15 protein-coding genes are annotated in these 25,524 nt (G+C 69.3%); 6 read left to right on the top strand and 9 right to left on the bottom strand.

The features are described 5' to 3' along the window. Positions 1-207: 207 nt before the first annotated feature. Genes TVC13_RS08485 through TVC13_RS08460 form a run of 6 tightly spaced genes read left to right on the top strand, consistent with a single transcriptional unit; the run spans position 208 to position 8,375 of the window. Positions 208-603, top strand: a complete 396-nt coding sequence (locus TVC13_RS08485; protein WP_422400781.1) for a hypothetical protein — start codon at positions 208-210, stop codon at positions 601-603. Next, positions 579-1,925: a type VII secretion integral membrane protein EccD gene (gene eccD / locus TVC13_RS08480; protein WP_422400780.1), complete on the top strand. Its 1,347-nt coding sequence runs from the start codon at positions 579-581 to the stop codon at positions 1,923-1,925. The genes TVC13_RS08485 and eccD overlap by 25 nt, the downstream gene beginning before the upstream one ends. Continuing rightward, positions 1,926-2,954 carry a MinD/ParA family ATP-binding protein gene (locus tag TVC13_RS08475; RefSeq protein ID WP_422400779.1) on the top strand — a complete coding sequence of 343 codons (1,029 nt, stop codon included), beginning with the start codon at positions 1,926-1,928 and terminating at the stop codon, positions 2,952-2,954. Continuing rightward, positions 2,951-6,955 (top strand): type VII secretion protein EccCa, encoded by a 4,005-nt coding sequence (gene eccCa / locus TVC13_RS08470; protein ID WP_422400778.1) that lies wholly within the window; start codon positions 2,951-2,953, stop codon positions 6,953-6,955. Before TVC13_RS08475 ends, eccCa begins: the two co-directional genes overlap by 4 nt. Continuing rightward, positions 6,952-7,365, top strand: a complete 414-nt coding sequence (locus tag TVC13_RS08465) for a hypothetical protein (RefSeq protein ID WP_422400777.1) — start codon at positions 6,952-6,954, stop codon at positions 7,363-7,365. The genes eccCa and TVC13_RS08465 overlap by 4 nt, the downstream gene beginning before the upstream one ends. Next, complete coding sequence (locus TVC13_RS08460) at positions 7,365-8,375, top strand: DUF6177 family protein (RefSeq protein WP_422400776.1); 1,011 nt, start codon at positions 7,365-7,367, stop codon at positions 8,373-8,375. The genes TVC13_RS08465 and TVC13_RS08460 overlap by 1 nt, the downstream gene beginning before the upstream one ends. A 138-nt stretch (positions 8,376-8,513) precedes the next feature. On the opposite strand, the gene TVC13_RS08455 is transcribed toward TVC13_RS08460, so the two are convergent. From TVC13_RS08455 to TVC13_RS08415, 9 genes are all read right to left on the bottom strand, one after another. After that, positions 8,514-9,509 (bottom strand): RDD family protein, encoded by a 996-nt coding sequence (locus TVC13_RS08455; RefSeq protein ID WP_422400775.1) that lies wholly within the window; start codon positions 9,507-9,509, stop codon positions 8,514-8,516. A gap of 62 nt (positions 9,510-9,571) precedes the next feature. Then, positions 9,572-10,276, bottom strand: coding sequence for a hypothetical protein (locus tag TVC13_RS08450; protein ID WP_422400774.1), 705 nt, complete (start codon positions 10,274-10,276; stop codon positions 9,572-9,574). Between the two features lie 146 nt (positions 10,277-10,422). After that, positions 10,423-12,045: a serine/threonine-protein kinase gene (locus TVC13_RS08445; protein WP_422400773.1), complete on the bottom strand. Its 1,623-nt coding sequence runs from the start codon at positions 12,043-12,045 to the stop codon at positions 10,423-10,425. After that, positions 12,042-13,514, bottom strand: coding sequence for an FHA domain-containing protein (locus tag TVC13_RS08440; protein WP_422400772.1), 1,473 nt, complete (start codon positions 13,512-13,514; stop codon positions 12,042-12,044). Before TVC13_RS08440 ends, TVC13_RS08445 begins: the two co-directional genes overlap by 4 nt. A 7-nt stretch (positions 13,515-13,521) precedes the next feature. Continuing rightward, positions 13,522-14,409, bottom strand: a complete 888-nt coding sequence (locus TVC13_RS08435) for a PP2C family protein-serine/threonine phosphatase (protein WP_422400771.1) — start codon at positions 14,407-14,409, stop codon at positions 13,522-13,524. Positions 14,410-14,465: 56 nt separating this feature from the next. Beyond that, positions 14,466-16,934 carry a transglutaminase-like domain-containing protein gene (locus TVC13_RS08430; RefSeq protein WP_422400770.1) on the bottom strand — a complete coding sequence of 823 codons (2,469 nt, stop codon included), beginning with the start codon at positions 16,932-16,934 and terminating at the stop codon, positions 14,466-14,468. Then, the gene (locus TVC13_RS08425) at positions 16,931-18,130 is read right to left on the bottom strand and encodes a DUF58 domain-containing protein (protein WP_422400769.1); all 1,200 of its coding nucleotides are present in this window, start codon (positions 18,128-18,130) and stop codon (positions 16,931-16,933) included. The genes TVC13_RS08430 and TVC13_RS08425 overlap by 4 nt, the downstream gene beginning before the upstream one ends. A gap of 10 nt (positions 18,131-18,140) precedes the next feature. Then, on the bottom strand, positions 18,141-19,112 hold the full coding sequence (locus TVC13_RS08420) for an AAA family ATPase (protein ID WP_422400768.1): 972 nt from the start codon (positions 19,110-19,112) through the stop codon (positions 18,141-18,143). Between the two features lie 47 nt (positions 19,113-19,159). Further along, on the bottom strand, positions 19,160-25,315 hold the full coding sequence (locus TVC13_RS08415) for an Ig-like domain-containing protein (RefSeq protein WP_422400767.1): 6,156 nt from the start codon (positions 25,313-25,315) through the stop codon (positions 19,160-19,162). Between the last annotated feature and the right edge of the window lie 209 nt (positions 25,316-25,524).

Genomic DNA, 25,524 nt, shown 5'->3' with positions numbered 1-25,524 from the left:
CGTGCCAATCGTCCGGTCATTCCCCCCGCTGCCGTCCTCCGGCCGCCCAAAGCGGCCCGGCTTCCGCGCGGTACCCCCTTATACAAGCCGCACTTCCCGGGGCCCGCAATGGGGAGAACTACCCATGTGGATAACCGCCCGGCCGCGCCGGGAATAGGGCCGGGGCATGTAAGGATATGTAGCGTACTTGTGATTGGGGGAACATGCATGGCAAGCGACTACGACAACCAGCTCATTGAGTCCGTTGCTGTCCGCCGCAACCGGCTGCTCACGGCCCTGCTCTACGGGGGGAACCCCAACGAACGCCGCTGGGCGGACACCGTGAAGCTGTTCCTGTTCAGCGTTGCCGTGGCGGCCCTAATCGCAGCCGTCTGCGTCGGCTACTCCTTTGTCACGAACCTGCTCGAGCAGAACCGGGCCAAGCAGCAACAGCAGCAGCAAAGCACCGCAGCAGGTCCCCTGAACGACGGCGGAAGCGCAGCAGGTGCCGCCGGCAGCAGTCCGGTCACCACACACACAAGCGTCACCGAACACACAATCATTGAACACCTGAGCCACGAGACAGGAGCCTGGCAGCCATGGCGCATGCCTACACACGGGTAACGCTGGTGGGCCGGCAGCGCCATCTGGATCTGCTGCTGCCCTCGGACCAGCCGGTGGCGGCGCTCATGCCGCAGGTGCTGGATCTCCTGGGCGATGAACCCGCCGCGGACGTGGCCGCCAAGGTCCTCGTCACCCCTGACGGATCCGAGCTCACTCCCACGGACACCCTTGCCCAGGCCGAGGTGCTCGATGGCACCGCACTTCAGCTCTGCAATGCTTCGGAGGCCCCGCCCGCTCCGGTCGTCTACGACGTCACCGACCTGGTGGTCGCCGAAACCGAGGCAGTTCGCGGCCGATGGACCAGGACCTGGAAAAACGCCACCGCCGGTATCTTTGCAGCAGCCGGTCTCTGGGCAGGTGCCCAACTGATCATCGCGGCGGTCGCTCCGGAGGCAGCCTGGTGGCTGCTCGCCGCGATCTCAGTGCTGGCCGCGGCCGCAGGCATCCTGGTCTGCCGCCGCAGCCCCTCCTCTCCCGCAGGGCCCGCCGCCATTGGGGCCGCCTGGCTGGCCGGACTGGGCTCCGCCCTCCATGCAGCCGGATTCCTCGGCGGGACCGACGGCGACTACGCGCGCGCCGGACTGCTTCTCGCCGGGTCCACCACGGTGACGCTCCTGGCCCTTGGTGCGGCGAACCGCCGGCCCAAGGCCATGTACACCGGCACACTGGCAACAGCTCTTACTGCAGCGGTCTGGAGTGCCTCGGTGGTTCTTACCGGCACAGCTGTCCAGGCAGCAGCCCTCGCCGGGATCGCCAGCGTACTGCTGCTCGGTCTGCTCCCCGGCCTGGCTCTCGCCGCTTCCGGCTTGGCGGCGCTGGATGACCGCAGGGCCAAGGGCGGCCAGGTGGGACGCCCGGACGCCCTCGAGGCCGTCGCCTCGGCGCACGGCGGACTGGTAGCCGGCACCGCGGCCGCCGCAGCTTCCGCAGCCCTCGCGCTGTGGACCCTCGGCACGGATACAGCCCAGCAGGCCTGGTCCCTTCCGCTGCTCGCCGTGCTCACCCTGGCGGTATTCCTGCGTGCCCGTGCCTTCCCGCTGGCCCCGGAACGGTTGGCACTCTACGCTGCCACCGCCGTCGGGCTGGCGGCACTCGTGGCCGGCAGCAGCCGCTGGTTCACGGACCAGCCCTGGGCCACCGGGGTGGTTGTGCTGGTGCTCACGTCCGCCGTCTGGATCGCATTGTCCCTGGACCTTCCGGACCATGCCCAGGCGAGGTTCCGGCTGGCGGCAAAGCGGCTGGAAACCCTCGCGATCCTCGCCTCCGTCCCGCTCGCGGCCGGACTGTTCGGTATCTTCGCGCAACTGCTGGAGAGCTTCTAGATGACACAGATAACTCCCGGGAACGGTTTCGGGGCGCCTGCCGCAGCCCAGGGCGACGGCTTTGAGTCCACGCCCCAGCGCCTGCGGCGCACGCTGCGCACCCGCCCGGCGGAAGGACCCGCACGCCGGCTGCTGCTGCAGGCGGCGGACATGTTCCGCGGGGACGACTACCCGCAGTCCCTCGCAGAAGCCGCTGCCGGTGTGCAGCGTCCAGTGACAACCGGCCGGCGGATCGCGGTGATGGGTTTCCGCGGCGGTGCCGGACGGACCACGGCCGCAGCCCTGCTGGCACGCACCTACGCTTCCCTGCGCACCGACGCCGCAGCAGCGGTTGACCTGGCTGAAGCCGGAACGCTCGCGCTCCGCCTTGCGGCACCGGAGGCCCCCTCCCTGGACGCCGCGGCAGCCCGCCTGGCACGCACCATCCCCGGTTCGCTCGCCGAGGTGCGGAACGTCGTGGCCTCCCCCGGGCCGGACAACCTGCTGGTTACCGGGCGGCGGTCCGCTGCGGGAACCCAAAAAGCCACGGACGACGACGCCACCCACCTCTCCCGGGTACTCTCCAGGTACTGCCCGGTCACCCTCTTTGACTGCCCGGCGGGTCTCGGAGCCGACGCCGCTCACTGGGCCCTGGCCGAATCCCATCTGGCCCTTTTCGTCACACCGGCCAGCGTGGCAGGAATCGACGATGCCGTGCAGGCCGCCGAGCTCTGGCGCACCAACCAGGCCCTGGCACAGGTGCCCCTGCTGGTGCTGCTCACCCGTTCCTCCCGCAGCCCGTTCAAGCCCGTGGCCGAAGCCCGCAGGCTCGCCCGTTCCGGGATAGACACCGCAGTGCTGGACTATGACGCCCATCTGGCCGCCGGCGTCGAAATCCAGCCCCGCCTGCTGTCCCGCGCCGCGCGCCTGCAGTCCGCCGAACTGGCTGCCCGGGTACTCGCGGCTGCGTCTTCGGCGCCCGGCCGGCCCGGAAAGCCCGCCGCCGCCAGGCAAGCCGAAACCGGTTCCGGGAGGAGGGCCCGGGTATGAGCGTGAAACTGCTGCACCGCCCCGCCCGCACCACTCCGCCGGCCCGCAGTATGGAAGCGTTCACCCTGGACGCGCCGCCCCAGATCGAGGGCGGCAAGGGCGGGATGAACATGATGTCCCTGGTGCCGCTGCTCGGCGCCGGCGTCTCCATGACCGTGATGATGCTCTTCCGCGGCTCGCCGCTCGCTGCCGTCGGCGCGCTCATGATGATCGTGACCATCCTCGCCTCGATCGTGATGATGGTCAGCCAGCGCGGGAAACAGGGACGCGCCCGCCGGGAACAGCGGGAGAACTACCTCGAGTACCTGGAGCGCTGCCGCACCACGCTCCGGGTCCAGGAACAGGAGGCAGCCGCCGTCGCGCGTGCGGCCAACCCGCCGCCCGAGGCGCTCTTCGACATTGTCCGCAACCACCGCCGGGTCTGGGAACGCCGCCGGCATAACGAGGACTTCCTCCGCACCAGGATTGGCACCGGCACCCGGAGCAACCGGGAGATCACGATCATGGATTCGGGGTCGGCGCTGGCCCGCGATGATACCTTCATGACCGCCGAGCTGCAGATCCTCAAGCGGCGCTACGAGGCCAGCCCCGACCTGCCGGTCACCGTTCCGCTGGACGGCGCCGGAACGGTCAGCGTGGTCGGCTCCCGGGAATTCGTGCTCCAGGTCTCGCGCCTGCTGCTGCTCCAGTCCGCGGCGTTCTCCTCACCCGAAGACCTGCACCTGGCGGTGGTCTCCCCCGAACAGACCCGCGCAGACTGGGAGTGGGCCACCTGGCTCCCGCACCTGGCGGACCAGGACAAACCCCACCGCACCGGTCCCGTCCGGCGGATTGCGCCCAGCATGGACACGCTGGCCGACCTGGTCCAGGACGATCTCGCCCGCCGCTCCAACATGGCCGCTGAGGCCCGAAAGAACTTCCTGCGCGGCGGAATCGGCTCAGCACTCCCGCGCCTGCTGGTGGTTTCGGACAGCTACGGGACGCTGCCGTCCGAACTGCCTTTGCCGGACCGGCAGGCCGCTCCGGGCCATCTGGGCATCACCACCCTCCACCTTGCTGCAGACAGAGGACAGGAGCCGGGGGAAGTAGCTGTCCGCATCTCTGAAACCGACTCCGGGTTCCTGCTGGAGAACTACCGCGAAGATCCGGTCCAGCCGCGCCTGGATACCGGCACACTGGATTCACTTCCCGTGGCGCTGGCCGAGTCACTCGCCCGGACCCTGGCTCCGCTGCGGCTCTCCCCCGATTCCCTGGAACACGAGAGCACCGGCAGCTCCGAAGGATTCCTGGACATGCTTGGCCTCTCCCCCCAGCTGGATGAAGCAGACATCCGCAGGCTCTGGCAGCCGCGCAGCGAGGTGGACTTCCTCCGGGTACCGCTCGGGGCTGACGACCGCGGCCGTCCCGCGCTGCTGGACCTGAAGGAATCCGCCCAGTTTGGCCACGGTCCGCACGGCCTCTGCGTCGGCGCCACCGGCTCCGGCAAGTCCGAAATGCTGCGTTCCCTGGTGGTCGGCCTGCTGGCCACACATCCACCGGAACTGCTGGCCATGGTCCTCGTGGACTACAAGGGCGGCGCCACATTCGCGCCGTTCGCCGACGCGCCGCAGGTCACCGGAGTCATCACCAACCTTTCCGACGACGTCAGCCTCATCGAACGCGTCTACGCCAGCCTGTCCGGCGAAATCCAGCGCCGCCAGGAAGTCCTCAAGGACGCCGGCAACCTGGCCAACATCACCGACTACCAGCTGCACCGCAAACACCGGCAGGGCCAGGGCGAAGAGCTCCCGCCGCTGCCGCACCTGGTGGTCATCATCGACGAGTTCGGTGAGCTGCTCACCGCGCGCCCGGACTTCATCGAACTCTTCCTTTCCATTGGCCGCATCGGGCGGTCCATCGGCGTGCACCTGCTGCTCTCCAGCCAGCGGATCGAGGGCGGCAAGCTACGCGGCCTGGACACCTACCTCTCCTACCGGATCGGCCTGCGGACCCTTTCCGAATCTGAATCACGGACTGTCCTGGACACTCCGGACGCCTTCCACCTGCCGCCCGTCCCGGGATTCGGATACCTGAAGGTGGACACCACCACCTACACCCGGTTCAAGGCCGGGTACGTCTCCGGTCCGCTGGAAGACGCAGCAGCCCCCGCAGAGCAGGACGTGGACGAACAGCCGCCGGTGCTTGAAGTTCCCCGCTACGCGGCGTCACTGGAGTCCTCCCGGGACGGCGGCGCTCCGGCACCGGCCTCGACGTCGTCATCCAAACGCACCACCGGACCCACCGTGCTGTCCACACTCATGGACACCCTGGCCCGCTTCCCGCGCGCCGTGGACCCGATCTGGCTGCCGCCGCTGCCCCGCGGCCTGGCCCTGGACACCGCGGCCGGCGGAGTGCTCACCACCAGCCAGGGACTGCGGCTGAACGCCGGCGGGAACCTCTCCATTCCCATTGGCCTGCTGGATGACCCGGCGAAGCAGTGGCAGGGCATCTGGAACCTGGACCTGGCTGCCAACGGCGGGAACGCCGCGATTGTGGGTGGACCCTCCACCGGCAAGAGCACCGCGCTGCGCACCATCGCGGCGTCGCTCGCCCTGACCCACACGCCGTCCGAAGCCGGTATCTACGCCGTGGACCTGCTCGGCAGCTCGCTGCTCCCGCTGGAAGGACTCCCCCACGTGGGCGGGGTGGCCGTGCGCACCAACCGGGAAGTTGTCCGACGGACCGTGGACGAGGTACTCGGCATGCTCACCCAGCGTGAACGGATCTTTGAGAAGCACCAGATCGATTCGCTCGGAACACTGCGCACCCTGCACGCCCAGGGCCGGATTCCCGAGCTTTCCAGCGCGGACATTGTGCTGCTGGTCGACGGATACGGGCAGCTCTCCGACGAGTTCGAGGACATCGAAAAGTCCGTCCACGCCTTGATCTCCCGCGGCGGCGGCTACGGCATCCACGTGGTGGTCACCTGCTCGCGCATGAATGAAATCCGGATTGCGCAGCAGAGCTTCTTTGGGAACCGGATCGAGCTGCGCCTGGCCGATCCCGGCGAATCCGCGCACGGCCGCAAGCTAGCCGAGGCCCTGAGTCCCGGCACGCCGGGCCGGGCGCTGACCGACCGCAAACTGCAGGGCCACATCGCCCTGCCGCGGATCGACGGCGACCCGGATGAGGGCTCCGCAATCCAGGGCACACGGGATCTGGTGGCCGCCGTCGCCGCCTCCACCGACGGCCGGGCGATGGCGGTCCGGGTGCTTCCTGCCGTCGCTCCTGCGGATCCCGCAGCGGTACCGTCCGTTCCGGGCCTGGTGCCGCTGGGACTGCGGGAAACCGATCTGGGCACCGAGAACCTGGATCTCCAGGGCCGCGAGCACCACCTGGTGGTCATGGGCGATGACGCCTCGGGCAAGTCCAACGTGCTTCGAAGCGTGGTTCGCACCCTTGCCGCCCAGCACACCGCCGAGAACATCGTTTTTGCCGTCTTCGACCCCCGCCGTGCCCTGGCCGGCGAGGTCCAGGAAGACTATCTGGGCGGCTACGCGACCAGCGCGGCACTGGCCGAGAAACTGGCCGCCGCCGTCGCCTCCGAACTGGAGAAACGGGTAGGAGCGTCCCCCGAGGAAGTCGCCGCCGCGCCGCGCGTGGTCCTGGTGATCGACGACTACGATGTGCTGACTGCGGGCGGTTCCTCACCGCTCGCGCGGCTGACCCCGTACCTGCCGCTGGCCCCGGAAATCGGACTGCACACTGTCCTCTCCCGCCGGGTCCGGGGCGCCAGCCGCGGCATGTACGAATCCTTCTTCACGGCGCTGCGGGACTCCGGCAGCGCCGCCCTGATCCTCTCCGGCGACCGGACCGAGGGCGGCCTCATCAACGGCGTCCGTGCCCGCACGCTGCCGCCCGGCCGCGCCCAGCTGATCCAGCCCGGACGTCCCGTGCAGATGCTGCAGCTGTTCCTCAATGATCCTGCCGACGCTGTTGCTTCCGTGGGGTCCGGGCAGTGAGTTCGCGGTGGGTAGTGGTGAGCACCGGTGAGCCGGACCGGCGCACCGTGGTCCACGCCCTAGCTGAGACGACGCCGGAGCTAAGCATGCGGGAAGCCGCTGCCGGGGAGGTCCTGGAAATACTGGACGGCGAGCGTGTGCCGCTGGCCATCGAACTCCCCCGCCTCATTCAGCTGCCGGGAGAGATCATGCGGCTGCACCCCGGCGCGGAGGTCAGCGCACCGGCCGGGTCCGCTATTCCGGAGTTCTTCACTGCCGAGGGAACCGGATCCGCTGCACCGTTGTGGTGGCTCGAGGTCTATGCCACCGGCGGGGTGCCCGACGGCGGCAGGCTGGCTGATGCGTTCAGCCACGCGTTGGCGCGGCTGACCGGCGGCGTGGTCCTCATGCCTGACGGGGTGCGGTCCTGATGCACGACTCTGCGTACGACTTCCTCACTCCATCCACCGCGATGGTCTTCTGCGACCAGCCGGTGGCCGGCCTGAGTCCCTGGCTGGCCCGCGCCCACGCCGGAGCGGTGGAGTCCGGCCGCCGGTTTGTGCTGCTGACTCCGTCCACGTCAGCCCTTACCCTCCCGCTGTCCGCCCTCTTCGACGGCGACTCCGCATCCTGGATGGCAACGGGTACCGACGGCGGGTTCTTTGACGCCGTGACCGGTCAGGTCCAGGTGTGGGACGGCGGCACCCTGCAGCCTGCAGGTTCCGTGGCGGACGATTTCCTCGCCGCGGAACGGAGCCCCGGCGCCTACTTCCACGTCCGCGCCAGCGTGCTGCACCCGGCGTCGCTCTCCACCCGGGCCGGAACGTTCACCGAACGTGTCTTTGAAGCCCTCACCGGATCTGCACCGCTGGGCTGGGGACTGTATGAGCCGGTGAGCGAAACGTGGCACACCGCTGCCTTCTCCGACTACTGCTACGGCCGTGCGCCGCTCCCCAGCCGTCTGGTTGTTCTTGGATCCGCACCCGGCGCGCCCGGCAGCCCGGGGTTGGCGGCAGGATCTATCGCCGTCGTCACCGTGGAGCGTACCCGTGCCGGTGTGGTGGAGAGCGTCGAATTGCTGGCCGGAGCACGGGCTCCTCTCGATGACGCTGGGCTGAACACCTTCCTGGCGGCCATGCACGGCGCCCGGGCACGGACGGCAGTGCTGGCCTACGGCCTCGGATACCGCGATCTGCTGCGCCCGGCCCGGTTCACCGGGACTGCTGTTCCCGGTGCAGCCCTCTTCGGTCCGGAAGCCCTAGCCGGACGGCAGGCTTCATCCGTACTGGCCTCAGCCGGTCCGCGGGCGGAGCTCATCGGCACGGTACCGGCCCAGTCCCTCGGCGTGCGCTACGCCCCCGAACCGGTTCCGGGCGAACCGCACCCGCTGGAGGCCTACGCCAGCCTAGCTGTGGAGCTGGCGCCGGGGCAGATTCCCTAGGCGGGGCGTTCCATGTAGCCCCGCATCGCCGAGCGAGGAACGAGCGAGGTAGTGGAAGATCCAGGGCCCCTCTCCGAGCTTGCGAGGAGGAGGGCAGGATCTGTAACGCTAAGGGGCGGCGAAGCGTCCCGTCAGGGACTAGCCGACAGTAAAGTGCCGGTCACCGAAGTAGACGGTACTGCCCGACGGCGCGAGCACGGGGCTGTGCGCGGCGAGGGCTTCGTGCCGGCCGTCCGGAGCCACGATCGAGCTGCCGTTGGTCGAATCGCGGTCTGTCACCCAGAGTCCCGCCGAGCCGTCGGACTGCAGATGCAGGTGGGTCTTGGACACGGACCGTCCCATGTCTGCGAAGTCGATCAGCTGGTTCACTTTTTCACCGATGGCCGGCGCGGGGTTGCGGCCCAGCAGTGCGGTGCCGGTGACCCGGACGGCGGCGCCGTCGTCGAACACCAGGCGGCAGCCTGTCCCCTGCCCCCGGGAGACAATACGGGTCAGCTCAACATCTTCTTCCTCGTCCGCTGCAGCACTGCTCACTGCGGTCTGAGTTGCGGCTGCGCCGACTCCGGGCACGCTGCTGATTGGAGCTGCGGGCGCAGCCGGTGCGGCAGGCGCCGGCGTCGGGGGTCCAGGCACCCACCCGGTGGCTGGCGCGGCGGCCGGGACCGGTGCCGGGGCTGCTGCACCTGCCCAGCGCCCGCCGGTGAGCAGGGGATCCCGGCCTGCGCGGATGTCCACCACGAGGGTGCGGGCGGCCTTGTCATGCCAGCACTGCCTGCGGGTGGGGTGGTCCCAGAGGTTGGAGACCGTCAGGATCCATGGCCCCACCACAGTTACGGCGGAGACGGCCAGCAGCAGGTTTCGAACCAGGACGGCCCCGAAGCCCGGCGCCAGGCCGTCTTCGTTTACGGTTCGCAGTCCGAGCACACGGTTCCCGGGAGTCTGTCCGCTGGCTGCTTCCCAGAGCCAGATCCAGGCAAGGTAGCCCGCAGCACCGGCGGCGCAGAGCAGAAGCGGCAGCTGTCCCGGCACAAGCAGCGCCACCAGCACCAGGGCAAGGAGGGGCACACTGTCCAGCGCACGGGCCGCAAGCCGCTGGCCGGCGGTGGCGTTCACAAGATTCGGGTTTGTTGCCATTACCTCTTCGTTCCTAGCTTCTTCTTCTCGCCGTATGACCGGTGTGCTGATGCCGCCCGGTGTCAGGCGTCGGAGTCCCCGGAAACCTGGTCCAGCAGGGCCAGATCAGCGGCCGTCACCAGCTGGGACGTGACGGCGTGCTCCACCAGCCGGGCCCTGCGGTTGACCGCAAGTTTGCCGGGTCCCCCGCGAAGGCCCGCCACCCCCACCCGGTCGAGCTTGTCGCACACGTTGTCCAGCTTGCGGTTGAACCTGGTCTGCGACCACCCCAGCCTCGCCGCAGCGTCGGCGGAAGTGGGCAGGGCGCTGTAACCCGTACCGTCCCGGCGCAGCATCGGTTCGGCGAGCGCCACGATCACGGCGCGCTGCGATTCGGTGAACACCACCGGCCCAATGGTGGTTTCCCCGGATCCTGAATCGTCCAGCGGATCCGGACGGAACGCCGGGGTCTTTAGGTGCACGTCAAATTCGTAGGTGGTGGGTCCGGCGGTGAAGACCACCCGGGTCTGCTCGAAGACCAGCGGTATCCTGGCCCCCGGCGCCACCCAGGCCTGCATGCCGCCCTTGGAATCGGAAATGGTTGCGGAGATCCGGCTGCCAATGTTGGTCAGCCACCAGATTCCGTGTTCCTGGGAGATGGTCAGGAATTGCCGGTGCAGATAGGGATTGTCATCAATGGCGAGGTCCCCCTCGCGCCCAATCCGGAACACCGTTCCATCTTCCGGCTCATACCACTCCCCGCTGAAATCAATCGCCAGATCCCCCAAGATCCCTCTCCTTCGTAGCGGCTCCGGCGCAACTGCGCAGCGGAACCTTGCCCAAGCAGCACCGCTCCGGCGCTCCCCCGAGGCTCATTATGTCCCATCCCTGCTTCTCCCCCATGCCCGGCGCTCTCTGCGCACCGGCGCGGCTCCTACCCGGTGCAGACAGCCGCAGGCTCCGACGCCCGTCCGTTGGCCCGCGCCACCTGCACCTCAATGCACGTCTGTGTGCCCGTGGCGGGCAGGACCGCCTCGGCCTGAGAGGTTCGCACCAGCTCCCCCTTGCTGGTAGCGGTCACGCTGCGCCAGAGGAAGATGTCCCCTTCCTGCGGTTCGGGGTTCTGCCAGGTGAACACCGCCTCACCGGCTTCCTGCACACCGGAAAGCTCCGACGGCGGCGCCACGGATCCTTCCAGGCCGCCCAGGGCGTTCGACGGCGGCTGGGACGGCGGGACTGCGTCCTGGCGCGGCGCCGGGTCCGGGGCCAGGACCAGCGCTGCGGCTGCGGCAGCCACCAGGGCTGCGCCGGCAGCCCCGGCCAGGATGCGCCCGCGGGGTACCGCTTTCCGTCCCGTGCCGGCCTGGTTCCCGGCCGCTGCTGCATTCTCCGGGACGGGTGCGTCCGGTTCGTTCCCGGGTGGAGCGCCGGTAGCCGGCCCGGGACCGGACTCGCCGGCCACGTAATGCACTGACGGGCTGTCTCCGCGTACAGGGCCGGCAGGCGCGGCCGCTGGCCGCAGCACCGTTCCCTCCGCCGTGTACTCCCCCGACGCCGCATCCGGGGAGACCATGCTCCTCCCGCTGCGGAGGGTGGGCGGGAACGTTGTTGCCGACGGATCAATCGAGACGATCCGTCTCACCCGGGTGCGGTCGCCGTCGTCGTCGGCTGCCTCCTGGCGGCCGGCTTCATCGAGCACCGCAAACTCGGTGACGGACAGGTTCAGCTCGGCCTGGATGCGCTGCAGTGCCAGGGCGAAGGCATAGGCAGAGGAGTACCGTGATTCGGGGCTTTTGGCCATCGCCGTGGCCAGTGCCAGTTCCAGGGATTCCGGCACGTCGCTGCGGCCGGTCGGTGTGAGCTGTTCGGACATGATCCGTGCCACCAGGTCCCGCTGGGCGTTGCTCCGTCCGGGACGCATAAACGGGGACCGCCCGGCGAGCAGTGTGTAGAGCGTGGCTCCCAGTGAATACACGTCGGCGCGGATGCCGTCCACGCGGGCACCGGCCAGGGCTTCAGGCGGCGACCAGGGAATGGACATCCCCACATCACCGTCTTCCTCACTGTCCATCGTGCCGGAGATGCCGAAGTCCGTCAGCGCAGGCCGGTTGTAGTCCGTGGTGAGGATGTTCGCCGGCTTAATGTCACGGTGGGCGATGCCCGCCCGGTGCGCGGTTTCCACGGCGGAGGCCACCTGGACCCCGACGGCGAGCACTTCCGCAAGCGGCAGGCCGCCCTGGCGGTACCGGGCGTCCAGGCTGGGCCGGGAGCAGTACTCCATGGCCAGGTAGGACCGGCCCTCCGCGGTGGTGTCCGCTTCATAGATCGTGACGATGTAGGGGTGGGTGGAGAGCTGCGCCATGAGGTTGGCTTCGGCTTCAAAGCTTGCCCGCGAGGCTTCCTCGCGCAGGTCGGAGAGCAGCACCTTGACCGCTACCCGGCGGCGGGGCCGGTCCTGTTCATAGAGATAGACGTCAGCGAAGCCGCCGGAACCCAGGTGTTCCAGGAAACTGAACCCTGGAATCCTAGGCGGCGGCGCGGGGGGCCGCTTTTTCATGCGAGTCCTTCAAACCGCAGCGTCACACCGTCGCCCAGTTCAGCGATGTCCCCGTCGAGGAGGATCGCAGCCTCGCCCTGCGCCAGGCGCCGCGGCAGGGACCCTTCGCGGATGAGCACCGTACCGTTTGTGGAGAACAGGTCCCGGAGCATCACGTGCCAGCCTTCCAGCCGCACCTCGGCGTGCGAGCGGGAGATGTCTCCGCTGTCGCTGGGAACCTGCACCATCCGGGGCAGGGCAGCTCCGGCCACGCGCGACGCCGAGGGCTGGCGGCCAATCACGATGTTCCGGTCCAGCTCATACACGGCACCGGTGGAGAGCCGCATCAGGCCCAGGCTGGGCCGGGACACGGGACGCGGCTCGCCGGACATTTCGGTGCCGCAGACCCGGCAGGAGGCTGCGGTGGGCGGATTGATGTGGCCCTGCGGGCAGGTGCGGGCCAGGACAGTGGGACCGGTGTCCGGGTTCGGGAGGGACCCCGTTGACGAGCCGCCGGGGGCAGGGACCGCCGGAGCGGAACGGATCGTCTCGCCGTCGTCCTCTTCCGGAGCGGCGTCCGGGACCGTGGGGGCGGGCGCCGAAGCCCCGGGCAGCGGTGTGCCCGGCAGCGCCGTTCCGGGCTGCGGGCGGAATCCCATGACGGTGTGGCCGTCGTGGTCCACCGGAGGAAGGGTCTCGGTGGGTTCACCGCCGTCCGGAAGGCGGTCTGGTTCCTCTTCCTCCGGGAGCGCGGTTTCCGGAGAGAGCGGCGGCGGTGTGAGGTTCAGCCAGGGTATTGCCGCGCTGAGGTCGGGGCCGGGGACAGCAGCAGGTTCGGCCAATTCCCCCGCAGGTTCGGAGACAGCGGCGAGGGGCTCTGCGGCGGGTTCCGCCGGTACCTCGGGAACAGGCGTCCCGGGGGCCGGTGCGGCCGGAGGCTCGCTGGGGACGGGGAGCTCAGCCGGATCCGGCGGAGCGGCGGCGGCAACGGTGTTGGTTTCCGGCAGGGCGGCGGCTTCAGGAACGGCGTCGGCTTCAGGAACGGCGTCGAGATCAATTTCGATGGCCTGAACCGCAGCCATCCCGTCGCGGAGGAACAGCAGCGGCGCGGACGCCGGACCCGACGGATCCGAGGAGCGCAGGGCCAGCCTGCCGGAGGCCGGGAACACCTGTTCGCTCCAGGTCCGCAGGTTCCGTCCGGATGCTGCCGGGGCACCGTCCAGTTCCAGTTCCAGCTCCCCGCGCAGCAGGACGTTGACCTGTCCGTCAACCGAGACCAGTCCGAAGGACGGCAGGCGGCTCAGCGACCCCGCGAGTCCGCCGGTGACGGCGTCGAACACGTCTTCCAGCGAGGGGCTGCCCTGCAGGGAGGTCCACACATCGTCCACCCGCTGCTGGCTGGTTTCTGCCGGCAGCAGCACCACCTTGGTGCCGCGAACCAGCACCAGCCAGTCAGCCCCGGGGCCCTGGCGGTACCGCAGTCCGTCCATCAGTCGATCACTGTCCGTTGTCTGCCGGTCCCGCCGCGTCGGGTCCGGGGCTGCTGCCGTTGGTGGTGTCCGCGGACCCGCCGGACGCGGGGGGAACTGCCAGTCCGGGCAGCGTGATGGCTCCCGAATCCGGGGTCGCGGACCCGGAGTGCGCATCGATCACCAGCACCGTGATGTTGTCGCGGCCGCCGGCGCGCAGTGCTGCCTGCACCAGGGCAGCGCAGGCATCCTGCGGATTGGGTACGGAGGAGAGGACCTGGAAGATGTGGCCGTCGCTCACCTCTCCGGTCAGCCCATCGGAGCAGACCATCAGCCGGTCGCCCGGCTCCACCGGAATCAGCCAGAAATCGGCGTTGGTGTCGTTGCCGGTGCCCAGGGCCCGGGTGACCACATGGCGCCTGGGATGGACCAGCGCCTCGTCAGGGGTGATCTGGCCAAGGTCGACCAGTTCCTGCACCTCGCTGTGGTCAACGGTGATCTGTTCCAGTGCGCCGCGGGACAGGCGGTAGGTCCGCGAGTCGCCCACGTTGAACACCAGCCAGTAGGGGCGGGATTCTTCCTGCACCAGCACGGCGCCGGTGAGCGTGGTGCCGGCACGCCCGCCCGTTGCTTCACGGATCTGCCGATCTGCCTTGGCGAGCAGCTCTTCGATTTCCGCTGCGGGGACCTCGGGCAGGTGCTCACCTACCAGCCGGGAGTCGCCCAGGGTGCGGACGCAGATGCTGCTGGCGATCTCGCCGGCTTCGTGCCCGCCCATGCCGTCGGCCACAGCAAATACCGGATCCGCCGCGATCAGCGAGTCCTCATTCAGTTCCCGCCGCAGGCCGCGGTCGGAGGCATAGCCAAAGACCGCTTCCAGTTCCAGGGGCTCAGATGTTGTTTCGTCGGAGTTCATTCACGCCCTATTCGGAAGCTGCTCACTGTAGTGATCTGTCTTACCTGTTCTCACCATTACCCTAACGGACCTTGCCGGTCTTGAGCAGCGCCGGTGCGGCGGGTCACTTTCGCACCTGCGCGCCGCATCCGCCGGCTTATTCCGGCGGCCCGGGGGCGGGGTTCGCGGGGCCGTGCCGAAAGCCGGTTTTCAAGCCGGAGTGAACGCAGCGAATACCGGGCGCGCTGGCGCTGCCAGAAGCCTGCGGTGCCGGTCAGGGAGACGCGGACGCTTTCCACGTCGTCCCAGTAGCTGCGGACCTCTTCCTCGCTCGGGTCTCCGGGGCCGAAGATCCCGGCGTCGGCCCGGCGGGCCAAGGCGGCGGTGGCAACGGCGCCGACAGGGAAGGCGCGGCCCAGGGCGGCGGCGTCTTCGCGGCGGGTGCGGCGTCCGCTCACGGCAACTCCCAGGTCAGCGGCGGCACCGAGCACTTCGCGCCAGCCGCCGGCAACCCGCTGCGCCGTGCCTCCGGCAGTACGGCGTTTTTTCCGCAGCCGGCGCTTGAGCAGCAGAATGAGCAGCAGCGGCCCGAACAGGACCAGCAGCGGCAGCGAGGCCAGTCCAAGGATGCGCAGGAACCCGGAGACGCTCTCCCAGAGATCCTCCTCCTTCTCGTCCGCGTCCTGCGGGTCGGCGGCAGTGTCCGGCGGCAGCTCCGCGGGTTCCTGCGGCGGTGGTGGAGGCTGCAGCACCTGCGGTTTGGGGGTGGACTTGGGCTGCTGCTGCGGCGGAACCGGCTCGTTGTCCTCATCGGGGGTGGGGAAAAACGGCACCCAGCCAACGCGTTCAAACTCCACTTCCACCCAGGCATGGACGTCGTCACCGGTGATGTCGATCTTCCCCGGAGCTCCTCCCAGCTCATCCCAGTCCGGGTAGAACCCCATCACCACGCGTGCCGGGATCCCCAGCTTGCGGGCCATCAGGGCCATCGCCACCGCGTACTGTTCGTCGTCGCCCACCATCTGCTCGGCGTCGAGCAGGCTGACCATGCGGGCGGCACCGTGCCCGGGCATGGACGGTGTCTGCCCGTCCTTGCCGTTGCTGAAGTAGCCTTCCGTGGCCAGGATCTGCTGCAGCTGGCGCACCCGCTGAATCGGGGTGGTTGCCTCACCGGCGAATTCGGCTGCCTTGGCCCCGATGATCGGCGGATCCTGCTGCAGCCGGGGCATCGCCGTCCGGGCAAACCCGTACTGTGCCAGCTGCGCGTCGTCGTACTCCTCAGGGAAGACGACTGCCGTTTCATAACTGTCCCCGGAGCGCACACCGGACGTGGACAGCAGGGTGCCGCTGCCGGCGTCGTGATACAGCCCGCCGGCGATCTCGCGGGCGCGTTCCCCCGCCGGGCGCAGGGCCCGGACCTCGCCGCCCGAGGGCAGCCAGGCACCGTTGTAGTCCTGGATCTGGAACTGCAGGGTCGCTTCAGTTCCGCTTTCCCCGCCCGCCCCCAGTGTGCCGGCGTCACCCACCCGGGCGAACCCGCCCGCGGCCTGTCCGCTGACGTTGTAGACCACTCCGTCGTAGGCGTCCATGACTGCCAGACGGACCCGCTGGCCTTCCGGCAGCCCCTGAACCGTGAACAGGGTGGTGTCCGCGTTGTCCTTCACGTAGCGGCGGAAGTCGGTGAGCGGGCTGGGAAAGTTGAACAGGTCAACGGGAGGTTCGACGGCGTCGCGGAGCACCTTGCGCTCCGTGTCCGCGCCCAGGAGCGGAGAGACGGCCAGGGACAGGGCTGCGGCCGCAGCGACCACGGCACCGCCATAGAGCCGGCGGCGCAGCCGGGCCGCCTTGGCAGGCGCCGAACTCAATGCTGCCTGGGGTGCGGCAAGCGCTGCCTGCGCCTGGTTCGGGCGGTAGGAGAGGAACACCAGCAGCCCGGCGGCGAGCAGCAGTGCGCGCAGGCCGGGCAGCGGCACCTCCTTGGTCCCAAAGGCAATGCCCGCAGCGAACAGCGCCAGCACCGGCAGGGCCGGCCAGTACGCTCCGCGCGCCCGCCAGCAGAGCAGGCCCGCGGCGAGACCGGCCAGCAGGCTGAGCAGGAACGGAACCACCAGCATTCCGCCTGCGGTGCCCACCGGCGGGGCAACTGTCAGCAGGTCCTTCCAGGCGAAGACCACACCCAGCACCAGGACCCGCAGGGAGGAGAAGGTAGGAAGCACCCCGCCGGCGGCTTCCACCGGGGCGGCCAGCGCCGAGCCCAGGAGCAGGTACGTGCCGGCCATTGCTCCGGCGGTCGTCCACAGTCCCCAGTGGCGCGCCACGGCGGCTCCGGCCAGGAGCAGGCCCAGGACAACGCCGCCCAGGCCTGCGGCCAGGTAGCGGGGGTCACCGCCAAACCCCGGACCGAATCCCAGCACACCGGCTGCCAGCAGGACGGCCAGCGCGGCAGCTTCCAGGAGGCGCCGCAGCAGTGCCGGGCTGATGCCCGCCGGCCGGGTGCCGGGCTGCCGGTTCCGTTCCCGGGGTCGGAGCGGTGTTTCGGTACTCACGCTGTGCCCTTTCGGATCAGCGCGGGAAGGTCATCGAGGCTGCCGCAGGTCAGCACGGTCAGGTCGGCGATGTCCCGCCGGCCGGCCGGTTCGCCTTCGGCGCAGCGGACCGCCAGGGTGCGGATACCGGGCGGAATCGCGGCGGCGGCGGAGCGCAGTTCCGCCGCCGTGGGCACCGTCCCGGTGACCAGGATGACCACGGAGGCGTTGGGCACGGCGTCGGCGGTGAGTGCGGCCAGGTCCCGGGTGCCTTCCCTCCGGTCAGTGTTTTCCACGCGGGTGAGCCCGTCCAGCAGGATGGTTCCGCTGCCGCTGCGCAGCACGCCGTCCTGGGTCAGCATGCTCAGGTCCCGCTGTTCACGCAGGGCCTGCAGGCCCAGGGATCCGGCGGCTGAGACGGCCAGTTCAAAGTCTTCTCCGCTGAGGTAGTCGGACCGCCGGGTGGAAAGGGCTACGGCCAGGTGGGAGCGGCGGGTCTCCTCAAACTGGCGGACCATCATGGTGCCGGTCCGGGCGGTGGTTTTCCAGTGAATGTGCCGGCGGTCATCGCCGGGCACGTATTCGCGGAGCGCGTGGAAGGACACATCCGCTGTGCTGAGGTCCCGGGTGGGCAGCCCTTCGAGGTCCTTAATGAATCCGGTGGCCGATCCCTGCAGGTTCACCGTTCGCGGATGCACAAACAGGTCCACCGGGTCCGTCCACCGCAGCCGCCGTCCCAGCAGGGCAAAGGGATCCCGGCGCACCGATTCGACCGGTCCCACGACAATCACGGCACGCTTGGCGGTCGGAATCCGGAACAGTTCCTCGTGTTCGGACCCCGGTGCCATGCGCGGGAGTTCAAAGACGGCGGTGGCAGCTCCTACCGGAAGTTCCAGCAGCGCCGGCAGCAGCAGCCGCGCGCCGGGGTTGCGGACGGTCAGGGATCCGACGGCGTCGTCCCCCACGGCCACCCGGGTGCGGCTGAGATCCAGGCGAACGGCGTAGGCCTGGCGGCCCAGGACGAACGCGACGGCGGCTGCCAGCACCAGCGTCAGCGTGAGTGCTGCGATCAGCGCCTCGCGCCAGCCCAGCAGTCCCCCGGCCAGCCAGCACACGCCGGCCAGCCCTGCCACGGTCCAGCCCAGCGGCGTGACGGCACGGAAGGCAGCCGCCGGGACACGGCGGAACGCAGCAGGTATTGGGGGTAAACCGGGCACGGGTGCAGTCCTAGGCGTTCACGCGCTGCTGCGGCGCTGCGGTGGAAGCCAGCACCGTCTCGAGTACGGCGGAGGCGGTGGCACCGGAGAATTCTGCTTCCGGGTCCATGACCAGGCGGTGGGTGAACACACTGGGGGCGAGCGTCAGCACGTCGTCGGGCAGCACGTAGTTCCGGCCCTCGGAGGCAGCCCACACCTTGGCGGCCCGGACCATGGCCAGGGCGCCGCGGACGCTGACGCCGAGCCTGGTTTCGGGTGCCTCGCGGGTGGCGGCGGTCAGGTGCGCGATGTATTCAAGCACGGACGTGTCGGTGTGCACGGTGGCGGCGAGGTCTGCCATGTCCCGCACGGCGGCGGAGGTGATGACGGCGCTCAGCGCTGCCGACCGGTCCCGGGTGGCTGACCCGGCCAGCAGCTCCACCGTGGCGGCGTGGTCCGGGTAGCCCATGGAGGTCTTGATCAGGAACCGGTCCAGCTGTGCTTCGGGCAGCCGGTAGGTGCCGGCCTGCTCGATTGGGTTCTGGGTGGCGATGACCATAAACGGGCGTTCCTGCGTGTAGGTGGTGCCGTCCACGGTGACGCGGGATTCTTCCATGACTTCCAGCAGTGCGGACTGGGTCTTGGGCGAGGCACGGTTGATTTCGTCCGCCAGGACCACGTTCGCGAAGATCGGGCCGCGGTGGAATTCGAAGGCCTGGGTTTTCTGGTCATAGATGGTGATGCCGGTGACGTCGGAGGGCAGCAGGTCCGGGGTGAACTGGATGCGGGACGTGGTTCCCTGCACGGTGGCGGCCAGGGCACGGGCCAGCATGGTCTTGCCCGTGCCGGGGGCATCCTCGAGCAGCACGTGGCCCTCGGCGAGCATGGACGTGAGGATCAGCCGGACGGCCTGGGGCTTGCCCAGGACCGCCTTGCCGACGTTGGTGACCAGCTGGGCGAAGGTCTCAGCGAACCAGGCGGCCTGTTCTTCGGTCATGGACATGGTGGTGTTTCCCCTAGGTGGTGCGGACGAGGTGCGGTGAGGCTGGTTCAGCATCGGCCCATCCCGCTGGGCGGGTTGTTGCCGAAGCTGGTGTGGGTGCCCTTAATGTGCAGGCCGTCGTTGATGGCGTCACGGTTGGGCCCGGAGAACTGCCGGTACCAGATCGCGCCGCCGCCGCGCACGATGTAGCAGCGGGTGGTGATCCGCTCACCGATGTAGGCCCAGTGGTTGCCGATGCAGCGGGAACCGGTGTAGTTTGTGCGGTCCGCCGGGTCCATGCAGGTGCGCCTGTCGGACTCATCGAGCTGGTTGCCCACCGTGAGGGTCCAGCTGGACGGCGGCGGGGGCGGCGGTGGCGGCGGCTCGGCGCCGGTGCGGGCCGAGGCTCTGGCATACGACTGCTCGGGGGTAGGCGTCCCCTGCGAGTTCAGCACCCGAACCCGGATACTGTGCGACTCGTCGTATCCGTTGCCGACGCTGCGGCTGCCGGAGACTCCCACGTTCTCCCAGCCTCCGCCGTTGACCGAGATCTGGACCTGCGCGACGTCGTGCGCGTTCTGGTTGGGCGCTGACCAGGACAGTGTGGCGGTGCGGCTGCCCTGTCCGCCGCTGGAGCCCGACGCCGACGGCGTGCCGGGGCTGCCGAACACTTTCACGGCGCTCGAGGCCGCTGAGGCAGGGCTGTCATAGGCGGAACCGTCGGAGTTGACCACGGCTGTGAGCTGTGCGGTGATGTTGGCTCCGTTGCTGAACCCGGTGATTTCCTGGCCGCTGCTGACCATCATGGACCGTCCGTCGCTGAAGCTGGCGCGGTAGCTGATTTCCTCGGCCCGCGCACCGTTGCGGGCGCTGGCGGACAGCGGCGTGAACGTAATGGTCACTGCACGTCCTTCGGCGCCGGTGCGGGAAGCGGACAGGGACGGGGCTGCCGGAGCATCCGGAACGCCGACGGCGCGGCGCGGCGCCGATGCCGGCCCCCATTCGCTCCAGCCGGCCTTGTTCCGGGCCCGGACCGAGTAGGAGTAGTTCTGTTCGGAGTTATCCACCCGGACCGTCATGTTGGAGGCCTTGCCTGCCTCGTGGGTCCGGACGAGGGTGGAGCCGCGGTACTCGCGCAGCTCGTACATGCTGATCTCCGCACCGTTCGGGGCGGCGTCGGGCCAATCCACGGTGAGCTGGCTCTGGACGCCCACCGAGTTGGCCTTCGCCGTGGTGGGGGTTCCGGGCACATCCGGCACACCGGCGGGGATTTCCGGGGAGGAGTAGTCGCTGAACCCGGACGGTTCCGGGGCAGCGTTGCGGGCCTGGACCCGGACCCGGTAACTGGTGCCGTTGGAAAGCCCGGTCCAGGTGGTGCGTGTCATCGACGCCGGAACACTCTTCTGCGCTTCGCCGCCGGGTGGTGCCGGGGAGATCTGCAGGTCGTAGGTCTCGATCGGAGAGCCGTCATTTTCAGGTGCGGTCCAGGTGATGTCCAGCTGGCGGTCGCCGAAGGCCAGGTTCGGCGGTGCGGGCTGTGCCGGCTGCGTGTCCGGGCGGGCGGCGGCGGACTGCGGGGACGGGTCGGAGGTGCCGTTGGCGTTCGTTGCCGTGACAGCGAAGGTGTACTCAACGTTGTTCGTCAGCCCGGTCAGGGTGCAGGTGGTGGCCGGGCATTCCTGGCTGAAGCCGCTGGAGCCGGTGACCGTGTAGCCCGTGATCGGTGATCCGTTGGCGGCGGGCGGATCCCAGGCCAGCACCACCGTGCGGCTCCGGGTACTTTCAACCACCGGGGTAGACGGCGCATCCGGGCGGCCCTGCACGGAAAGCCGGATCTGGGCCGAGGCCTGGCGGTCTGCCTGGCCTGTCTTGTCCTCCACCCGGTACTGCACGCTCATGCTGCCCACAAACTCGGCGTCGGGGGTGACCACCACCGAATCGCCCTGCACTTCCGCGGTGCCGTTGCCGTCAGCGGTGGCTTCCAGGATCCGCAGCGGGCTGTCCGGGAAGGGGTTGTCATCATTGGCCAGCACGTCCACGGTGACCGGGCGGCCCTGCACGGCGTCGTCCACTGAATCGTCCGCGGCGACCGGCAGCGGACGGGTGGATGCGAGCACCGTGAGGTCGACGCGGCCCGGCACGGGGTCGCTGCGGCCGTCGGTGACCGTGACGGCGAGCTGGCCCAGAGTGCCGACGGCGGCGTCGTCGGCGGCGGAGACCTCCAGCACGGTGCCGGAAAGCCGGGCTTCGAACCCTTCCGGCACCGGTCCGGCCAGCGCGAAGCTCAGGCGTCCGTCGTCCTCCGGGTTGGGGTCGGCGGCCAGCGGCGCCAGGTCCAGCGTCACGGCGTCTTCGCCCTTGGCGGCCTCGAGCGAACCGGGGCTCATGGCCGGCGGGAGGTTCTGTTCCGGCAGCGGGGTGACGTTGACCAGCACGGTGAGGGTGGCTTTGAGTCCTTCGGGATCATCGGGGCCGGACCCGTCGGTGACCTCGAACGTGATGGAGCCCAGGCCGGCGTAGTCCTCATCCGCGGTGTAGGCCAGTGTGTCTTCGTCCGCGACCCAGGTGTCCCGGTTGGACGAGCCGATGGCGCTCACCTTCGCGGTCTCGGTGATCCGCGGCGTCCTGCCTTCGCGGACCTCCACCAGATCGCCCAGCTCCAGGTCCAGGGTGTCCCCGGCCTGGACTTCCTGGACGGCGTTGCTGAGCAGCGTCGGGTACTGGGCGCTCAGGCCCGGCACCCAGAGCACGGCGGTGGCCGTTCCGCCGTCCATGTCTTCGACCGTGTAGGGAATGGCCTGCGCCTCGTCGGTTAGTTCCACCCGCACACTGTCCCCCACCACGGAGGCGGTGGTGCGGGAGGGGTCCACGGAGACCTGCAGATCCTCTGCGACGCCGTCCGGGTCCTCATCGTTCTCCAGTACTGCTGCATCCACTGCGGTGCGGCCGCGGATCTCGGAGACTTCCACCCGGTCATCCCGGGCGATCGGTGCCAGCAGTTCGGCGTTGGGATCGGAGACGACGGCGACGTTGCCGTTCGCTGCGCCGCCGCGGTTGTCCTTCACGGAGTACCGGACGTTGTAGGTGCCGGCTTCCGCGGGCACGGTGAAGCGCACCCGCGGCCCGTCAGCACGGGCGTCCATGGACGGTTCCTGGCTGGTCACGCCGTCGGGGTCCAGGGACAGCGGATCGCCGTCGGGGTCTGAGTCGTTCGCCAGGACCGGCACGGCGACTTCGCGTCCCGGACGCACGCTCACGGCGTCGTTCACTGCCACGGGTTTCTGGTTCGCTTCGGCAGCCGGGGCGATGCCCACCCGCACGGTGCCGGTGTTGACCAGGCCCAGCCGGTCCCGGACCGTGTAGGTAAAAGAGTCGGTTCCTGCCCCGGAGGCAGAAGCGGTGTAATCGATGTAGTCGGGGCCCGGAACGGCAGCGCCCTGTACCGGGGCGGCGGCGATGCCGTCCAGGAACACTGAGTCGCCGTCGGCGTCGAGTCCGTTCAGGGGCACCGGAATCCGGACCGTGGTCCCTGCGATGGCGCGGCCCTCCAGGTTCCGGGGAACCGGCGGAGTGTTCTTCTCGTCATCGCGGGGCCGGATGTTGATCCGCACCTGCGCCGAGTCGCTCTGGCCGGTGGAGTCGCGGACCTCGTAGATGGCGTAAACGGTCTTCGCGGTCTCGCCCGCGACGAAGCGCAGCGTGTTTTCGGAGACGAACAGCTGCCCGTCGGCCGGGTCGACACCCTGAGCCAGCACTGGATTCAGCGTCAGTTCATCTCCGGCGGGTGAGGTGTCATTTTCAAGGACCTGGATGTCCACGACGTCGCCCACGCGGACGGTGGCGGTGTCAGCCAAGGCGGAGGGCGGCAGCAGGGTTTCCGGAGGTTCCACGGGCAGCACGCTGACTTCGCCGCTGGCGCTGGCCGTGCCGTTGGAGACGGTGTAGCGGATCGCGCCCTGCTGCTGCATGCCCCGCACGTCATGGATCTGCAGGATGTTGTGGTCCAGTACCTCCACGTCCAGCGGTGAGCCGGCACCGGCGTTGACCGACTGGACCACCAGCACTCCGCCTGTGGGGTCGGTGTCGTTGCCCAGCACGTCCACCAGCACACTGCCGCCGCGCGGAAGGAGTGCGACGTCGCGGACGGCCACCGGGGCTCCCTGGCGGCCGGATTCGGCGGCGTCCACCCGGATCAGTCCGGCGGCGCTCTGCGGCCCGTTGGTCACCAGGTACTCGAGGTAATAGGTCGATGCCGCAGCCGGGGTGAAGGACACCGCACCTGTTTCGTAGTTCGGGACCAGCTCAGAGCCGTCGTCATCCTCAGGATCCACCCGGGCCAGGCTGAGCTGGCCGCCGGCGGGGTCCAGGTCATTCTGCAGCGGATAAAGTGTGACCGCCTCTCCGACCGTGGCCGTGAAGTGGTCGAAGTTGGTGACCGGCGGGAGCACGCCGGACGGACGGACATCGAAGGTGACGGTGCCGGTGGCGGTTTCCGTGCCGTCGGAAACGGTGACCGCCACGTCCTTCACGCCCTGCGTCTTGCCGATATCGCGGAAGGTCAGCAGCCCGTCGGAGCGGGTACGCACCTGGTCGCCGTCGGCGGTCTGCTCGGCGGAGACCAGGACCAGGTCATCGCCGTCGGGGTCCATCCAGTCGTTGAGGATGTTCTGGCTGACAGACTTGCCCTGTTCCACCAGGATCCGGGTGGAACGGCGGGGTTCGGGCGGGGCGTTCTCCCCCGCGGGGCGCACCTGGACTGTGGCAGTGGCCGACGCGGTTCCGCCCCGGCCGTCGCGGACCTCGTAGCTGAACGTGCTGGTTCCCGCGGCCTCGGCCGGCACCACGACCTGCAGCCCGGCACCGTTGTAGATTTCCTGGACCGTTCCTGCCCCGGGCTGTTCCCCGGTGGGCTGGACGGTGAGCAGGTCGCCGTCGGGATCGGTGTCATTGTCCAGGACGTTCAGGATGGTGGTGCGGCCGGCCCGCACTCCGAAGCTGTCGTCGGAGGCAACCGGCGGCCGGTTTTCCCCGGTGCGGTCCGGGAGGGTGTTGACCGGGTTCTCGCTGGCGGATTCCTCTTCGTCGTCGCTGGAGTCCTGCTTGGGCGGAATTACGTCGCCCCAGTTGTCCACGAGCTGCATGTTTTCAAGCACCAGCCACACGTTGCCGCCGTTGATGTCATTGAGGACCACAACGGAGCGGTTAACGCGAAACACCAGGTCGGAGGATGCGCCGATGCCCTGGATCTCTTCGCGCAGGTTGTCCGATTCCCCGGCGCAGTTCCGCAGGTACGTTCCGGCGCCGGCCCAGGCCGCATGCACGCAGCCGTCAACCAGCACCGGCGGTGCGGGGGTGCCGGTGCTGCCGATTTCGGTGACCGTGGCTTCGGAACCGTTCAGCGGCTGCTCGACCAGGGAAGTCGCCGTAGCCAGGGCCACAAAGTCCGCATCCGGTCCGGATTCCTGCAGCCGGGCACCGCGGGTGTCCTCAAGCGTCACGGTGCGTCCGCCGGGGAGCACCAGGGTGCCCGATTCGGCGTCGAACACCACCGGTTTGCTGCCCACCGCGGCGACCTGCACGTCACCGAATCCCGTCAGCTCTTGGGACTCGGTGGTCTCCGGCTCGCCGTAGCTGCCGTCCGGGGCCACCTGGTAGGTATGGATCCGGCCACCGCGAGGGTCGGCGATCACCGCGGTGCCGTCCGGGGAAACACCGGCGGCGGCGCCCGGTGAGTTGTCCAGTGCGGGTTCCAGTTCGGTGTCGCTGAAGAAGGGCAGGGAGCCGGTGCTGGTCAGCCAGACGCTGCCGCCGGCGGGGTCGGTGATGGCCACGGCGGTGCCGCCCTGGCTGAGCACGGCCGACGCCGGCAGCTGCACTTCGGTGCCGCGGGCTACGTTGGCCACGTCCACCGGGGAAACCTTGGACTGGTCCGTGTTGGCGTGGAAGACGGTGCCTTCGTGCTGGGTGATGTCGAAGCGGTCGCTGTTGGCGGCGTAGGCGCCGTCGAGCATCCGGGATGGGTAGTTCAGGTGCCCAACCATGCCCTGGGTCTGGTTGGTGACCCAGACGCCGCCGTCGTTGAGGTCCACGTCCGCGCTGGCGAATCCGGGATACAGGATGGCGGTGGCGACGAGCGCGCCTGCGGCTGCCACGGCGGAGCCGGCCGAGATGGCTTTTCGGTGCGCGCGCAGCCGCGCGGGCACAACCCCCCTCAATGCTGGCACGTGCTTCCCCCTGTTGCGTTCCCCAAAAACTGTGCCGGTTCTCCGCGCCCCTGGTGTGCGGTGTCCAGTCGCACGGCGGCAGCGAACGGCAGGCAGACGGACTTAGTCTCGCATATTGCTAAGCTTCCTGCCCAAACCGTTACTGGTGGCTTCGCTGGGCTGCCGGTCCGGGTGTGTGGCGCGGGTGGGGCCGGGGCGCGGGTGTGGCG

This window comes from Arthrobacter sp. 3Tela_A, from assembly GCF_049311025.1.
Lineage (GTDB): Bacteria > Actinomycetota > Actinomycetes > Actinomycetales > Micrococcaceae > Arthrobacter_B.
The sequence above is the reverse complement of the archived record's forward strand: the minus strand, read 5'-3'. Positions and strand labels throughout refer to the sequence as shown.

Coding starts and splice junctions, on each gene's coding strand:
- TVC13_RS08485 (WP_422400781.1), top strand. CDS start 208: ATGGCAAGCGACTACGACAACCAGCTCATTGAGTCCGTTGCTGTCCGC.
- eccD (WP_422400780.1), top strand. CDS start 579: ATGGCGCATGCCTACACACGGGTAACGCTGGTGGGCCGGCAGCGCCAT.
- TVC13_RS08475 (WP_422400779.1), top strand. CDS start 1,926: ATGACACAGATAACTCCCGGGAACGGTTTCGGGGCGCCTGCCGCAGCC.
- eccCa (WP_422400778.1), top strand. CDS start 2,951: ATGAGCGTGAAACTGCTGCACCGCCCCGCCCGCACCACTCCGCCGGCC.
- TVC13_RS08460 (WP_422400776.1), top strand. CDS start 7,365: ATGCACGACTCTGCGTACGACTTCCTCACTCCATCCACCGCGATGGTC.
- TVC13_RS08455 (WP_422400775.1), bottom strand. CDS start 9,509: ATGGCAACAAACCCGAATCTTGTGAACGCCACCGCCGGCCAGCGGCTT.
- TVC13_RS08445 (WP_422400773.1), bottom strand. CDS start 12,045: ATGAAAAAGCGGCCCCCCGCGCCGCCGCCTAGGATTCCAGGGTTCAGT.
- TVC13_RS08440 (WP_422400772.1), bottom strand. CDS start 13,514: ATGGACGGACTGCGGTACCGCCAGGGCCCCGGGGCTGACTGGCTGGTG.
- TVC13_RS08435 (WP_422400771.1), bottom strand. CDS start 14,409: ATGAACTCCGACGAAACAACATCTGAGCCCCTGGAACTGGAAGCGGTC.
- TVC13_RS08420 (WP_422400768.1), bottom strand. CDS start 19,112: ATGTCCATGACCGAAGAACAGGCCGCCTGGTTCGCTGAGACCTTCGCC.